Origin of the sequence: Streptomyces sp. NPDC001530 (assembly GCF_042894545.1) — a bacterium.
GTDB lineage: Bacteria > Actinomycetota > Actinomycetes > Streptomycetales > Streptomycetaceae > Streptomyces.
This window is the reverse complement of the sequence record NZ_JBIAVS010000017.1, coordinates 56,861-70,929: the sequence shown is the minus strand read 5'-3', so window position 1 is coordinate 70,929 and position 14,069 is coordinate 56,861. Positions and strand designations below refer to the sequence as shown.

General features: G+C 71.1%; 13 protein-coding genes, 1 pseudogene and 1 riboswitch. Of the genes and pseudogenes, 8 read left to right on the top strand and 6 right to left on the bottom strand.

Annotated elements, in window-relative coordinates:
- Positions 1-20: 20 nt before the first annotated feature.
- Positions 21-164, bottom strand: a riboswitch (cobalamin riboswitch).
- Positions 165-831: 667 nt separating this feature from the next.
- From ACFY0T_RS32340 to ACFY0T_RS32330, 3 genes are all read right to left on the bottom strand, one after another.
- Positions 832-1,053, bottom strand: a complete 222-nt coding sequence (locus tag ACFY0T_RS32340) for a hypothetical protein (protein WP_388878430.1) — start codon at positions 1,051-1,053, stop codon at positions 832-834.
- A 12-nt stretch (positions 1,054-1,065) separates the two neighbouring features.
- Entirely contained in the window at positions 1,066-2,298 is a 1,233-nt protein-coding gene (locus ACFY0T_RS32335) for an anion permease (RefSeq protein WP_388878427.1), read from the bottom strand.
- A gap of 178 nt (positions 2,299-2,476) precedes the next feature.
- The gene (locus ACFY0T_RS32330) at positions 2,477-3,226 is read right to left on the bottom strand and encodes a lysozyme (RefSeq protein ID WP_388878424.1); all 750 of its coding nucleotides are present in this window, start codon (positions 3,224-3,226) and stop codon (positions 2,477-2,479) included.
- A 196-nt stretch (positions 3,227-3,422) separates the two neighbouring features.
- On the opposite strand from ACFY0T_RS32330, the gene ACFY0T_RS32325 reads away from it, so the two are divergent.
- The 3 genes from ACFY0T_RS32325 (at position 3,423) to ACFY0T_RS32315 (ending at position 7,355) form a co-directional block, all read left to right on the top strand.
- The gene (locus tag ACFY0T_RS32325; RefSeq protein WP_388878421.1) at positions 3,423-4,154 is read left to right on the top strand and encodes a class II aldolase/adducin family protein; all 732 of its coding nucleotides are present in this window, start codon (positions 3,423-3,425) and stop codon (positions 4,152-4,154) included.
- A gap of 452 nt (positions 4,155-4,606) precedes the next feature.
- Positions 4,607-5,734, top strand: a complete 1,128-nt coding sequence (locus ACFY0T_RS32320) for an alpha/beta hydrolase (RefSeq protein WP_388878418.1) — start codon at positions 4,607-4,609, stop codon at positions 5,732-5,734.
- Between the two features lie 214 nt (positions 5,735-5,948).
- A complete protein-coding gene (locus tag ACFY0T_RS32315; RefSeq protein ID WP_388878415.1) occupies positions 5,949-7,355 on the top strand; it encodes a hypothetical protein in 1,407 nt (468 codons plus the stop codon).
- A 57-nt stretch (positions 7,356-7,412) separates the two neighbouring features.
- Here ACFY0T_RS32315 and ACFY0T_RS32310 read toward each other — a convergent pair whose 3' ends face one another.
- A complete protein-coding gene (locus tag ACFY0T_RS32310) occupies positions 7,413-7,826 on the bottom strand; it encodes a VOC family protein (protein WP_388878413.1) in 414 nt (137 codons plus the stop codon).
- Positions 7,827-7,953: 127 nt separating this feature from the next.
- A pseudogene (locus ACFY0T_RS32305) lies at positions 7,954-8,371 on the bottom strand (neutral zinc metallopeptidase); the annotation flags it as partial.
- A 200-nt stretch (positions 8,372-8,571) separates the two neighbouring features.
- On the opposite strand from ACFY0T_RS32305, the gene ACFY0T_RS32300 reads away from it, so the two are divergent.
- The 4 genes from ACFY0T_RS32300 (at position 8,572) to ACFY0T_RS32285 (ending at position 12,599) form a co-directional block, all read left to right on the top strand.
- Positions 8,572-9,387, top strand: a complete 816-nt coding sequence (locus ACFY0T_RS32300) for a PQQ-binding-like beta-propeller repeat protein (RefSeq protein ID WP_388878410.1) — start codon at positions 8,572-8,574, stop codon at positions 9,385-9,387.
- Positions 9,388-9,477: 90 nt separating this feature from the next.
- Entirely contained in the window at positions 9,478-11,076 is a 1,599-nt protein-coding gene (locus ACFY0T_RS32295) for an ABC-F family ATP-binding cassette domain-containing protein (protein WP_388878407.1), read from the top strand.
- A 372-nt stretch (positions 11,077-11,448) separates the two neighbouring features.
- A complete protein-coding gene (locus ACFY0T_RS32290) occupies positions 11,449-11,670 on the top strand; it encodes a helix-turn-helix domain-containing protein (protein WP_006123601.1) in 222 nt (73 codons plus the stop codon).
- Between the two features lie 137 nt (positions 11,671-11,807).
- Positions 11,808-12,599, top strand: coding sequence for an enoyl-CoA hydratase/isomerase family protein (locus ACFY0T_RS32285; protein ID WP_388878404.1), 792 nt, complete (start codon positions 11,808-11,810; stop codon positions 12,597-12,599).
- Positions 12,600-12,690: 91 nt separating this feature from the next.
- Here ACFY0T_RS32285 and ACFY0T_RS32280 read toward each other — a convergent pair whose 3' ends face one another.
- Positions 12,691-13,458 carry a nucleopolyhedrovirus P10 family protein gene (locus ACFY0T_RS32280; RefSeq protein WP_388878398.1) on the bottom strand — a complete coding sequence of 256 codons (768 nt, stop codon included), beginning with the start codon at positions 13,456-13,458 and terminating at the stop codon, positions 12,691-12,693.
- A gap of 85 nt (positions 13,459-13,543) precedes the next feature.
- Between ACFY0T_RS32280 and ACFY0T_RS32275 the strand changes: the two genes are divergently transcribed.
- Positions 13,544-14,032 (top strand): Asp23/Gls24 family envelope stress response protein, encoded by a 489-nt coding sequence (locus ACFY0T_RS32275; protein ID WP_388878396.1) that lies wholly within the window; start codon positions 13,544-13,546, stop codon positions 14,030-14,032.
- The last annotated feature ends 37 nt before the right edge of the window (positions 14,033-14,069 follow it).

Sequence of the window (14,069 nt, the reverse complement as noted above, 5' to 3'; positions counted from 1 at the left end):
CTCAGGGTGTCCACGCCCTGGTTCGACGAGACCGGCGGTGAGAGTTCCTGGCTCCCGGGGACTTCCTTCCCCGGTGACAGTGGCGGGACCGCGCCGGACTCACACCGGCTTCCTCTCCTGTCGCCGTACTTGGCTCCGGCAGTCCACCACGGGGTTGGAAGACCCGTCAACTTGCTGTTGACCTGCGACGGGGGAGTGTGCTGAGGCCCACATCGGGAGGCACGGGATCCCCTCGTGCGCCCCTCGTGCCGCGCATTCACTCCCAGGAGGTGATGACGCAGGAGAGCATTGCGGACGTGCTGTGTGACGCCCTGCAATGGCCTGCACTACGGAGACCGGACCAGCGTGAGGCGAACGGGGAGGGGCCGAACAGTGGCGTGTACATCGGCGAGATGATGCGGGACGACGGGCAGGTCGTGCCGCTGGAAGGTCGGCACGGATCTCCAGGTGAGGGGGCCGTACGACAAGAAGGGCCTGCTGGTGCTTGCCTCGTACACGGGCGAGAAACCTGAGAGTTATGGCATGAGGACAATGCCACGAGACTGGCGGTCCTCAGTGCTTCCCCCAGTGTCGGTGCGTGGTTCTTCAACGGCCCTCTGCTGTCCGGAGCGACCGACACCGGCACTCTTGACTACCGTCTTGACGGCCGCGTTGACGGCTCCACCACATGGCTCTGCGAGCGGCAGGGTCCGCACGCCCCAGAGGTAGGGACTCCCTCCCCGCCTCAGTCGTCCCCCCGGAGGCACACATGCGACCGCCCTGCCCGGACCACCCATAGGGCGGCCCCGACAGGGCGGACGGCAACGCTCAGGCCCTACGGCCGTGCGGCGCTCAGGACACGATGATGAAGATCCCGTACGCCACCGCCGCCGCACAGGCGGCGAAGCACACGTACGCACCGGTGACCGCGAGGGCGGCAGAGCCCCCCTGGGCGGACGCCGACTCGCGCTTCGAGAGGCCGACGATGCCGAGGGTGAAGAGGCCGACGAGGGCCACGGTGGTGAGGAGGCTGACTCCGAAGACGGAGGCGAGGGCTGCCCAGTCGATGTGCATGCTGTTCGTTCCTTACACCGTGGCCGGGCGGGTGGGCTCCGCGTCCGGGGACGGGATGGTGGTCTTGAGGTCGTCGGCGATCGGACCGGCCGGCGGCGGGGTGACCGCGGCGATCGCCGCGGTGACGACGCCCGCCGGCTCGGCGGCGACGTCGTTGACGTTGTCGACGGTGACCGGCTGGCGGCGGGACAGCGTCCAGATGACACCGGCACCGGCGACGAGCAGCACGCCCGTGGCGACGATGCCCCACGTGCCCTGCTTGGTCAGGAACTCGGCGCTCGCACCGGCCAGACCGGCCGCCGGCAGCGTCAGGCCCCACGCGACGAACATCCGCGTCGCGGTCGACCAGCGGACCACACCGCCCTTGCGGCCGAGGCCCGAGCCCAGCACGGCGCCGGAGCAGACCTGGGTGGTGGAGAGCGAGAAGCCGATGTGCGAGGAGGCCAGGATGGCCGTCGCGGCGCTGGTCTGGGCGGCGAAGCCCTGCGGCGGCGCGAGGTCGGTCAGCCCCTTGCCCAGGGTGCGGATGATGCGCCAGCCACCCAGGTAGGTGCCGAGCGCGATGGCCGTACCGGCCGACACGATGACCCACATCGGGGGGTTCGAGTCCGGCGCGATCACGCCACCGGTGACCAGGGCCAGGGTGATGATGCCCATCGTCTTCTGGGCGTCGTTCGTGCCGTGGGCCAGCGAGACCAGGCCGGCGGAGGCGATCTGGCCCGCGCGGTAGCCCTTGGCGGTCGCCTTCTCCTCGGCGCGACCGCCGATCTTGTACGTCAGCCGGGTGGCCAGCATCGCGGCGAGTCCGGCCACGAGGGGCGCGGCGACCGCGGGGATCAGCACCTTGGTGACGATGGTCGAGCCGTTCACCGACGACCAGCCGGCCGACATGACCGCGGCGCCGATCAGGCCGCCGAAGAGTGCGTGGGAGGAGCTGGAGGGCAGACCCAGAAGCCAGGTCAGCAGATTCCAGAGGATGGCGCCGACGAGCGCCGCGAAGATCACTTCGGTGCGTATGCCCTCTTCATTGATGATGCCGCCGGAGATCGTCTTGGCGACCTCCACGGAGAGGAAGGCACCGACGAGATTCAGCACGGCGGCCATGGCCACCGCCGTCTTGGGCTTCAGAGCGCCGGTCGAGATGGTCGTCGCCATCGCGTTGGCAGTGTCGTGGAAACCGTTCGTGAAATCGAACACGAGAGCGGTGACGATCACGATTCCGAGGAGGAGCGTGATGTGTTCCATTTACCCAGGCTTCTGTTTGACGTCAGTGGCAGGTGGACCGTAGGCAACCTGGGTGAACGGAAGATGAACTGGGGCGGGCTGTGGGGTGTCTCAAACAGTGGACCGCCCCTCCGCTTGCGGCGGAGGAGCGGCCCGGCGACTCGAACGGAGGCGGAATATCGGGCTCCGGTGCCGTCCGCTAGCCCCTTGTGAGCCTCTTGAGCTGAGCCATGGATCCGTTGAAGAGATTCTGGTCACCCGGCAGGCTGCCGCTGTTGTCGTACTGCCAGAACGTCCAGTACGACCAGCCGGCGGGCAGCGTGCCCGCGTCCGCCGAGTCGTAGCGGGCGAGCCACAGAGCGTGATTCGCGGCGAAGGCGCGACTGCCCCCGGTGCAGTTGTTCCACCAGTGCGCGGTCGTGTAGATCACCGGCCGGCGGCCCGTCTCCCGCTTGACCTCGTCGCTGAACGCCTTGATCCAGTTCACCATCCTGGCCTTGCTCAGGCCGTAGCACTTGTGACTGCTGTACGGGTTGTACTCGATGTCCAGCGCGGGCGGCAGCGTCCAGCCGTCCGCGCGCCAGGCGCCGCCATTGCGCACGAAGTACGCGGCCTGGGCGGCGCCGGACGACTTGTTCGGCACCGCGAAGTGATAGGCGCCGCGGATGATGCCCGCGTTGCGCGCGCCGTTGTACTGCTGACTGAAGTACGGGTTGCGGTACGTGTGGGACTCGGTCGCCTTGACGTAGACGAACCGTGCGCCCTTCGCCTTCGCGCTCCGCCAGTTGACGTTCTTCTGGTGCGAGGAGACGTCGTGCCCCTTGGGTTTGCTCGCGGCGTCGGCCGGAAGCGCGGTGAGAACGGTCCCCCCGGCGGTGAGCGCCGCCACGACGGCCGCTGCCGAGACGGCGCGGGCGCGACGACGTAACGGTTTGTGATCACGGGCCATATTTCCCCCCGGAATGGCGACGTGCACGACAAATCCCCCAGAGATTACTGGAAGATCACTGCATGCCGGTCGATCACAAGCCAATCACCAACAGAGGGTGATGTATGCCCATATGCGACCTTTCGGATGCACAGGTTCCGCCTTAAAGTGCCCTCGCCTACGGCGTGTTGACGTCCGCGCCTGGCAGGATCGCGGCATGGCTGAGCAGCGGCGGGACGCACGGGACGTGCGGGAGGACGCGCAGGATGCGCCTGAGCGGGGCGAGTTGGGCGCGAGGGGTGCGCGGGACGTGGTGGAGCGGGCGTGGGACGAGCTCGTCGCGACGGCCCGCCGGACGGTGGCCGACGGACTGGTCGTCGGTACGTCGGGCAATGTGTCGGTACGGGTCGGCGGCACCGTCCTGGTCACGCCCACGGGAGTGCCGTACGACCGGCTGACACCCGACGATGTCGTCGGCGTCGATCTCGACGGCCGGCAGGTGCTCGGTTCGCTGTTTCCGACGAGCGAACTGCCCATGCACCTGGCGATCTACCGCGCCACCGACGCGAGCGCCGTCGTCCACACCCACGCCGCGCACGCGACGGCGGTTTCGACGCTCGTCCCCGAGCTCCCGCTGATCCACTACATGGCGGGCGCCCTCGGCGGACCGGTCCGTGTTGCCCCCTATGCGACATACGGCACCCCGGAGTTGGCCGAGAACATGCTCCAGGCCCTCGCCCACCGCACCGCCTGTCTCCTCCAGAACCACGGCACCATCGCCTACGGCACCTCCCTGAACCAGGCGTACGACCGCACGGCCCAGCTGGAGTGGATGTGCCGGGTCTGGCTCCTGGCCTCCGCCGTCCCGGGCCTGACCCCCACACTCCTGTCGGCCCACCAACTGCAGGAGGCGGGGGAACGCCTACGGGGCTACGGCCAGAAGAGCTAGCTCGCACCGGTCCGCCCACGCTCCTACGACCCGGCCCCCAACCCCGAGCCGAGGGGGAAACTCCTCTCCGCCGCGACGGCCCTCAGCCGAGACACACGCCTCCGACGGTGCCGCACCACCCGTACCCCGGAGGTGTCTCCCACCCTCGATGGCGTGCGCGTCCCCTAACTGGGACGGACGTGTCCGCTGGGACGGACATGTCCTCCCGCCGCGACGGCGCTCAGCCAGGACATACCGACCCGGCGGTGCCGAACCCACCGCACCCCCGGAGGTGCCTTCCGCCCCGACGGCCTGCGGGTCCTTCTCTCCCCCACCTCGGCGCCCGCATGCTCGCCGCACCACCGGCACCAGTGACACCACGGGAGCACACAGGCCCCCGACGGGGGCGAAAGACCGCATCCCGGGCTCCGCTCCCGCTGGCCGATAGCGGGCTCCCCCGGGAGACTGGACCCGTGCGCACCATCAGAGCCACGGCCGCAGCCGTCACCGTAGCCATAGCCGCGGGCGCAGCCTCCGTGGCGGCGGGCCGGTACGCCAGCGACGCCGCGCTGAAGACGTCGCCCGGCAAGCCGCTGCCCACCGAGCCCCGGCTCACCGTGCACGCCACGACGGCGGGCGGGATCGTCCTCACCCGGGACCTGGCCTCCCTGCGCCCGGGCACCTACGGCCTCACCGGCGACGGCTCCCACGCGGTCGTCGGCCGGGTCATGGACGCCGCGCCCCACTCCGCCGACACCGTCGTACGCCGCCTCGAACGCGTCACCCACGGCTCCCTGAAACCCGGCGACAAGGTGTGGCTCACCCCGAACCTGCACATCGGCAACCCGAGCACCGCCCTCGGCCTCGACCACGCCGACGTCGACATTCCCGGTGAACTCGGCGCCCTGCCCGCCTGGTTCGTGCCCGCCGTCCGCGACACCTGGGTGATCACCGTGCACGGCCTGGGCGCCACCCGCGAACACCCGATGAACGTGATGGAGTTCCTGAACCGCCACCACTTCCCGGTACTCGACCTCGCCTACCGCGGCGACCTCGGCGCACCCCGCCCCCAGGACGGCCTGAACCACCTCGGCGAGACCGAGTGGCGCGACCTCGACGCGGCCATCCGCTACGCCGTGCGGTACGGCGCCGAGCAGGTGGTCCTGTACGGCTGGTCCATCGGCGCCACCATGGCCCTGCGCGCCGCCGCGCACTCCGCCCTGCGCGCGCGGATCTCCGGACTCGTCCTGGACTCGCCCGTCCTCAGCTGGGAGACCACGCTGCGCGCCCTCGCCAAGGCGCGCCGCACCCCCAGCGCCCTGCTGCCCCTCGCGGTGCGCGCCGCCCAGGGCCGCACGGGCGTGCACGGCGACCGCATCGAGAACGCCGCGCACCCCGGCCACCTCATGGTGCCCACCCTCCTGCTGCACGGCCCGGACGACACCATCGCCCCCTGGGGCACCTCACGCCGCCTCGCCGAGCGTCGGCCGAATCTCGTCACCCTGCACACGGTCCCGAACGCCCCGCACGGCGCCATGTGGAACGCCGACCCGGAAGGCTACGAAGAGGCCCTGCGCCGCTTCCTCACCCCCTTGATGTAAGCGCCTCGCCACCCCTCCGGCACCGCCGGGCCGCCTGGCCCCGCGAAGCACCCCGGCGAACCCGACGGCGCGCTTCCGGTTCGGCCCCGGACAACTCTTGAGCGGCCTCGTTCCCTGTGCCGAGCGCCCCGAAAACCCCCTGCACCCACCACCCCCGTCGCCTGCTGTGACATTCCGTTTGGGTTTTCGGACCGTCAACCGGAAGACTGCACCCGTGACGTCCCGTAATCCGCGCGACTCCAGGCTCCGACTCGTCAGCCCGCGGCCCCTGGCCGCCGCCCCCCGAGCGGTGACCCAGCGCCGCTCGCGCCGCCCCGCACCGCGGCCGCCCGAGGGCACACCGCCGCCCGCGGAACTGGCCCGTATGGCGCGCACCGGCCTGGCCGGCGCGGCCCGTGTCGCGCGCTGGGCCGACGCCGTCCTGCGCCCGGGGCGCGACGGCGCGAGCCCCGACGGCAAGGGCACCCTCTCCGACGCCACCGCCGAACGGGCCGCCGCGGACCTGGGGCTGACCCCGGCTCAGGTCCGCGGCGACTGGGACACCGCACGCCTGGCGGGCCTCGTCGAGGTGCACGGCGACAGCGCCCGCCCGGGCTGGCGGCTGCGCGCCTGGAACCGCGACGACAGCGCCGTACTGCGCGGCTGGGTCGCCCTCTTCGACGCCTGGTCGCTCGCGTATCCGGAGCCCGCGGACCGCGAACCCGCCGCCGTCGCCGAGGTCGTCTCCGCGATGCCTCAGGTGCTCTCCTTCCTCCAGCTCTCCGCGGGGCCCGTCCCCGTGGAGCAACTCCTCGACCTCCTCGAACAGCGCGTCACGGAACTGCGCACCGAGCGCTGCGAAATCCCGTACGGCCCCCAGCCCCAGCCCGAGCCCGCCGCCGAGGCGAGCCCGCAGGACACCCCGCTCGCCCCCCTCCTCGACTGGGCCCTGCACGCCCTCGCCTCCGTGGGCGCGCTCACCTGCGCCGACGGCCAGGCCACCCTCACCCCGCTCGGCAGCTGGGCGGTCTGGGTCAAGCTGGAGCAGATCTGCGTCGCCGCGCAGAGCCCCGCCGGGAACATCGAGCAGTCCGCCGAGGACATGCTCCGCGGCTGCGCCCAGCTGCGCCCGAACGCGGCCCGCGCCGAGTACCGAGCCTGGCTCGCCGCACGCCCCGTCGGCAGCGCCGTCACTGAACTCCTCGACGCCGCCCGTGGCGAGGACGCCCTCACCCGCGGCCTCGCCTTCGAGGCGCTGCGCGTGGTCGGCGCCCCCGCCGAGCCCGACGTGCGCGCCGTGGCCGAGGAGACCTCGCTGCGCCCCTACGCCCTGCTCTGGCTCGCCGAGCACGACGGCCACGACCCCGAGGACGCCCACGAGGTGCTCACCCGCGAAGAGGCCACCTGGCTGTGGGTCGACACCGCGGCCGCCGTCGCCGACCACGGTGAAGCCCCGCTCCTCGTACGGCACTTGGAGTCCGCGGTCCAGCCCACCGTGCCCGCGCTGCTCGACGAGGTCCGCGCGGTCGGGCATCCGCGCACGGTGCAGGTCTTGGTCGCGCTCGCCGCCGCGCACCCGGACCCGGCACTCGCCAAGGCCGTACGCCGGGCCGCCTTCCAGGTGCACACCGGAGGAAGCTGACGGGGGATCCGACCCGAACCGGCCGGTGCCCCGCGCCCCCTGGGGCCGGCGGGTGTCCTACGCCCCTATCTCAGGGGCGTAGGTGCCGAAGCTCCAGATATTGCCCTCGCGGTCCCGCGCCATGTAGTCACGCGAGCCGTAGTCCTGGTCCGTCGGGGGCATGAGGATCTCGGCGCCGTGGTCCACGGCCCGCTGGTGGTGTCCGTCCACGTCGTCCACGACGATGTACACCCCGCAGGGGCCCGCGCCCTTCATCGCTTCGTCGAAACGGCCGCCACGGCCCTTGGAGCCGAGCATCACCGCGCCATTGCCCTGCACCAGCTCGGCGTGCATCACCGAGCCGTCCTCCCCCTCGTACACTGACAGTTCGGTGAAGCCGAAGGCCTCCGTGAGCTGCCTGATCGCCGCTTTCGCGTCCGCGTACAGCAGTGACGGGTAGATGCTCGGGCGCCCGCCGTCCATGCCTGCCATGCCGATCACTCCCTCTGGTCCCGCCGGATTTCGACCTGTTGCCCAGTCTTGCACCGGCCACTGACAACGCCCCGCCGAGCCGCGTGCGCTGTGCCGTCCTGCCTCAGCGGAACGCGTTGCACCGCGCCATCAGGTCCTGCACGTGGTGCCCGTACTCGTGCGCGACCACGTGCGCCTGCGCGAACGGCCCGCCGCCGGAGCCGAACTTGGCGCGCAGCTCGTCGAAGAAGCCGAGGTCCAGATAGACCATGCGGTCGCCGGGCCAGTAGAAGGGCCCGACGGCGGACATGGCGGGACCGCAGGCCGTGCCGACCCGGCTTCTGAAGAAGACCGTTGGGGAGCGTGCGGGTTGGAGCTGGTCGGGACCGATCCCGAAGAGCGGGCCGAAGAGCGGGCCGAAGAACGGGCCGAAGAACGGGCCGAAGAGCAGCGCGATCAGGCCGGCGATTCCGCCACCGACGGTCGCCCTGCCGCCGGGGATTTCGACTGCCGCGCACATCCTGGACCTCGGAGGTGTCCAGGCTGGCGTCGTCGTCGAACTGCATGGGCACACCACCCTCTGCGTACGTCGCTCCGTGGCGCCATCCTCGTACGCGCCCCGGTCCCCGGCCCCGGGCGGCGGTCCGAACGGGGGACGCGCTTCCGCCCGTCCGTCGTGTCCCGACGGCCCTCCAGCGACCCGCGTCTACGCTCTGCGCCTGATCCGTGGGCGTGGTGACGAAGCTGTGGTGGGGAAGGGGGCGCGGTGGTCGTTCTGGCGACCAAGGTGACGGAGGCGGTCCCGACGACCGTCTCAGCCACGGAGGCTTCGGCCCCGCAGCTGCCACCTTCCGTCGGCCGACGCCGTACCCCTCGTACCTTCCTGCCCGCCACCCTCGCCCTCCTGCTGGCGGTCCCCCTCCTCGCGGCGGCCCACCAGGCCCGTACCGCCCCCTACGGAGACCACCTCACCGTCCGCGCCGTCCACGCGCGCGTGGAGTACGGGACGCGACCCCCGCTGCGTACGACAGGGGGCACCGTCGAGGCGTATGACGCGGCGACCGGGCGCCCCCGGTGGACGTACACGCGAGAGGGCAGGCGTCCGCTGATGGTGCTCCCCGCGCGCGGGGACGCGATCGCGCTCTGGGACGACGGACTGGTCACCGCCACCGTGCGCGGTGACGGCAGCGCGGTCCGCTGGCACCGGGCCCTGCCCGGGGCCGCACCCTGGCTCGCCGCCCACGGGGGAACGGGCGTGCTGCGGACCCTGGGCGCCCGCATGCTCGCCGTCGTCACCCCACAGCGCATCGCCGCGTACCGCATCGCCGACGGGGACCTGCGCTGGGTGCTGCCCGCCCACAGCGGCTGCGCCTTCGAGCCCGCGCGCGCGGTGCGCCACGGCAGCGCGCTCCTGATCGCGCAGCCCTGCGCCACGACCGACCTCTGGACCGGCGAGATCATCGCCGTGGACGAGCTGGGCAGGATCACCCGGAACCGGGCGCCGCTGGGCAACGAGCGGCGGGGCGAGTATCACAGTGCCGAACACCCGCACACAGAAAAAGTGGTTGCACCGCCCCGTTAGACTTGGCCCATGGCCATTCTCCTCGCGCATTAGACGGCGGGAACGTCCTCAGCCGTCCACCCCGCCAACGACCTGCCCTGGAGTCTGTCCGTGATCTCCGCCTCCGGTATCGAGCTGCGCGCCGGCGCCCGCGTCCTCATCGAGTCCGCCACCTTCCGTATCACCAAGGGTGACCGCATCGGTCTGGTCGGCCGCAATGGCGCCGGCAAGACGACGCTCACCAAGGTCCTCGCGGGTGAGGGCATCCCCGCCGCCGGCACCGTCGCCCGCTCCGGCGAGGTCGGCTATCTGCCGCAGGACCCGCGCACCGGCGACCTCGACGTGCTCGCCAGCGACCGCATCCTCTCCGCGCGCGGCCTGGACACCCTGATCCGCAAGATGCGCGACAACGAACAGCGCATCGCCAACGGCACGGGCGCCACCCGCGAGAAGGCCCTTCGGCAGTACGAGCGCCAGGAGACGGAGTTCCTCACCAAGGGCGGGTACTCCGCCGAGGCCGAGGCCGCCACCATCGCCGCCGCGCTCAACCTGCCCGACCGTGTGCTCGGCCAGCCCCTGCATACGCTCTCCGGCGGTCAGCGCCGCCGTATCGAGCTCGCCCGGATCCTCTTCTCGGACGCGGACACACTCCTGCTCGACGAGCCGACCAACCACCTCGACGCCGACTCGATCGTCTGGCTGCGCGACTACCTGAAGACGTACCGCGGCGGCTTCATCGTGATCTCCCACGACGTCGACCTCGTCGAGACGGTCGTCAACAAGGTCTTCTACCTGGACGCCAACCGCGCCCAGATCGACGTCTACAACATGGGCTGGAAGCTCTACCAGCAGCAGCGCGAGGCCGACGAGAAGCGCCGCAAGCGCGAGCGGCAGAACGCCGAGAAGAAGGCCGCCGCGCTGAACGCGCAGGCCGACAAGATGCGCGCCAAGGCGACCAAGACCGTCGCCGCGCAGAACATGGCCAAGCGCGCCGACCGGCTGCTCGCCGGACTCGAGGCGGTACGCGCCTCCGACAAGGTCGCCAAGCTGCGCTTCCCGGAGCCCGCGCCCTGCGGCAGGACGCCGCTCACCGCCGAGAGCCTGTCGAAGTCGTACGGCTCCCTGGAGATCTTCACCGACGTCGACCTGGCCATCGACAAGGGCTCGCGCGTCGTCATCCTCGGTCTGAACGGTGCCGGAAAGACCACCCTCCTCAGGCTCCTCGGCGGCGTCGAGCAGCCCGACACCGGCGAGGTCGTGCAGGGCCACGGCCTCAAGCTCGGCTACTACGCGCAGGAGCACGAGACCCTCGACCCCGAGCGCACGGTCCTGGAGAACATGCGCTCCGCCGCCCCCGACCTGGACCTGGTCGAGGTCCGCAAGACGCTCGGCTCGTTCCTGTTCTCCGGCGACGACGTCGACAAGCCCGCCGGCGTCCTGTCCGGCGGCGAGAAGACCCGCCTTGCGCTCGCGACCCTCGTGGTCTCCTCCGCGAACGTCCTCCTCCTCGACGAGCCGACGAACAACCTCGACCCGGCCAGCCGCGAGGAGATCCTCGGCGCGCTGCGCACCTACAAGGGCGCCGTCGTCCTCGTCACCCACGACGAGGGCGCCGTCGAGGCGCTCCAGCCGGAGCGGATCATCCTGCTGCCGGACGGCGTCGAGGACCTGTGGGGCGCCGACTACGCGGACCTGGTGGCCCTCGCCTAGCTGTCGCGCACTCCACGGCGGGGGTCAGCCCCGCGTGATCGAATGACTGATCCACTGCGTATGGATCATTCGGCCGATCCGTGATCCATCATCTGTGTGAGATCTCCTCGTACCGAGGTGTGTCGTACATCGATTTCGCGGCCGAGCCCATTGTTCCCAAGGGCTCGGCCGTCTCGCGTCGCTGACCAGGTACTTCGCGGAAGAACCCGTTCGGCCGTACGGACGACGACAGCCGGAACCAAGAATTCCACTCGTGGGGATGGCCTCCTGTCGTCAAAACCTTGTCTTACGGACCTTGCCGAATGGGTGGCCATGAGGCCCAGGAGGGGTGATCATGAGAGTCCAGAGCGCACTTCCCATGAGGAGGCACGGGTGGCCGAGACTCTGAAGAAGGGCAGCCGGGTGACCGGCGCCGCGCGCGACAAGCTCGCGGCAGACCTGAAGAAGAAGTACGACTCCGGTGCGAGCATCCGAGCGCTGGCCGAAGAGACCGGCCGCTCGTATGGCTTCGTGCACCGGATGCTCAGCGAGTCGGGCGTCACGCTCCGAGGGCGTGGCGGAGCGACGCGGGGCAAGAAGGCCGCCTCGGCCTGAGGCCGGGCGTACCCATCGGCTTCGGTGGTGACCACCCGGTCGGTCGGGCGATCGACCGGGTGGTTACTGTGCAGTCACTTAGGTGTGTGCCTCGTGGGGTACGCATCTGATCCGACCGCACCCATCGGAGGCGCCCCATGGCTTCGCTCGACCCGGTATTCGACAAGGACGGCGTACGGCTCACCGTCGACGACGCGATCGCCACGGTGACACTGACCAATCCCGCCAAGCGCAACGCCCAGAGTCCTGCTCTGTGGCGGGCGTTGACGCAGGCGGGGCGGTCGCTGCCGGGCTCCGTCCGGGTGGTCGTCCTGCGCGCCGAGGGCCAGTCCTTCTCCGCGGGGCTCGACCGGCAGGCGTTCACGCCCGAGGGCTTCGACGGGGAACCGTCGTTCATCGACCTCGCGCGCGGCTCCGATGCCGAGCTCGACGCGACCATCGCCGAATACCAGGAGGCGTTCACCTGGTGGCGGCGCAGCGACATCGTGTCCATCGCCGCCGTGCAGGGACATGCCATCGGTGCGGGGTTCCAGCTCGCCCTCGCCTGCGATCTGCGCGTCGTCGCGGACGACGTGCAGTTCGCCATGCGCGAGACCAGTCTCGGGCTCGTTCCCGATCTCACGGGGACGCATCCGCTGGTGAGCCTGGTGGGATACGCCCGCGCGCTCGAAATCTGCGCGACGGGCCGCTTTGTGACGGCCGAGGAGGCCGAGCGGACCGGGCTCGCCAACCTGGCGGTGCCGGTCGACCAGCTCGACGACACGGTGCGTGACCTGGTCGCGGCGCTGCTTGCCGCGCCGCGGGATGCTGTCGTCGAGACGAAGGCGTTGTTGCGTGGGGCGCAGGAGCGGTCGTACGAGGAGCAGCGGGTTGCTGAGCGTGCCGCTCAGGCTCGACGGCTCCGGGACCTCGCGGGTGTGGGTGACTGAGGCCCGTCGGGTGCTGCGGGTGGGTGGGGGCTGGTCGCGCCCACGCGGCGGAGCCGCACATGTCACAGCCCCGCGCCCCTGAAGTAGCGCTCTAGTGCACGGCGGTTACCAGTACCGCCACTGATGGGGTGTCCGTCAGGGCCTCCATGACCGCCGCTCTGACGGCCCTTGCCACGTCTACGGTCCTCTCGTGCGCCGAGACCGCCAGTTCCACGCGGACGTGGCGACGCGGCAGGGTGGCCTCCTCGCCGGTGACTTCGGTGATGTGGACGGGGCGGCCCAGGACGTCCGTCAGGTGGGTCACGCCCGGGACCGACAGGGCGGCGGTCGCCACCCGCGCCTCCTCGGGATCCGTCGGAACGGCGGCCTCGCGCACCTCGTCGGTGCGTACGGCGGCGGAGGGCTCGCGCACCTCGTCGGGGCCTACGGCGGCGGAGGGCTCGTCCTCCTCGAGCAGCCCCGTCACCCGTAGGTCCACCTCCGTGACCGACAGGCCGAGGCGTTCCGTCGCCGCCGCGGCCAGGGTCAGGCGCAGGCGGGCCGCGGTCGTCGGGAGCGGCTCGATGCCCGGGGCCGTGGGATCCGTCCGGGCCGCGAACTCCGCGCTGATGCGCAGCGGACCGGGCGGCAGCGCGCTGGGCGGCGGCGGTACGGCGGGGTCGTCCACTTCGTCAGGGTCGGCGAGTGCGATCCGGAGCACGCCGAGGCGCACGCCGCGCACCGGTTCCGCCGCGCGCCGCAGCACCGACTCGGCCGCCCCCTCCGTGATCCACGCGCCGTCGCGCGGGAGGCCGAGGGGCAGCAGTCTGCCGAGCCCGAGCTGATGCCGTACCACCTGCGTCCATCGGTCCACCGTCATTGCTCCAGCCTGCCGCATCCCCGGCGCGACCGCGCAACCCCACTTATTGTGGGCAAAGGAGGACGACCGGAAGGGACGTACGGCGATGACCGACATGACGGAGCCGAACCGGACGGAGACCCCCGCCGGCGAGAAGGGGGCGCCCCAGACCCGTAAGCCGAGTGTCACCAAGCGCGGCGAGGGTGATCCCGCCACCCGGGGACGGACCACGATCGCCGACGGCGTCGTGGAGAAGATCGCCGGGCTCGCCGCCCGCGATGTGGTCGGCGTGCATGCCATGGGCAGCGGACTGAGCAGGACCTTCGGGGCGGTACGCGATCGTGTGCCCGGCGGTACGAAGTCCGTCACGCGGGGTGTGAAGGCCGAGGTCGGCGAGCTGCAGACCGCGCTCGACCTGGAGATCGTCGTTGACTACGGCGTGTCGATCGGTGATGTCGCCCATGCCGTACGGGAGAACGTCATCGCGGCCGTCGAGCGCATGACAGGGTTGGAGGTCGTGGAGGTCAACATCGCGGTGAGTGATGTGAAGCTTCCCGAGGAAGAAGAGGAGGAGGCGGAGACGCGGCTCCAGTGACCACCCGGCCCCGCTGACTGGCCGATGACCGCCCGGC

Excerpts from the sequence above, each read along its gene's own strand:
- ACFY0T_RS32340 (WP_388878430.1), bottom strand. The coding sequence starts at position 1,053 with ATGCACATCGACTGGGCAGCCCTCGCCTCCGTCTTCGGAGTCAGCCTC.
- ACFY0T_RS32335 (WP_388878427.1), bottom strand. The coding sequence starts at position 2,298 with ATGGAACACATCACGCTCCTCCTCGGAATCGTGATCGTCACCGCTCTC.
- ACFY0T_RS32330 (WP_388878424.1), bottom strand. The coding sequence starts at position 3,226 with ATGGCCCGTGATCACAAACCGTTACGTCGTCGCGCCCGCGCCGTCTCG.
- ACFY0T_RS32325 (WP_388878421.1), top strand. The coding sequence starts at position 3,423 with ATGGCTGAGCAGCGGCGGGACGCACGGGACGTGCGGGAGGACGCGCAG.
- ACFY0T_RS32310 (WP_388878413.1), bottom strand. The coding sequence starts at position 7,826 with ATGGCAGGCATGGACGGCGGGCGCCCGAGCATCTACCCGTCACTGCTG.
- ACFY0T_RS32285 (WP_388878404.1), top strand. The coding sequence starts at position 11,808 with ATGGCTTCGCTCGACCCGGTATTCGACAAGGACGGCGTACGGCTCACC.
- ACFY0T_RS32280 (WP_388878398.1), bottom strand. The coding sequence starts at position 13,458 with ATGACGGTGGACCGATGGACGCAGGTGGTACGGCATCAGCTCGGGCTC.
- ACFY0T_RS32275 (WP_388878396.1), top strand. The coding sequence starts at position 13,544 with ATGACCGACATGACGGAGCCGAACCGGACGGAGACCCCCGCCGGCGAG.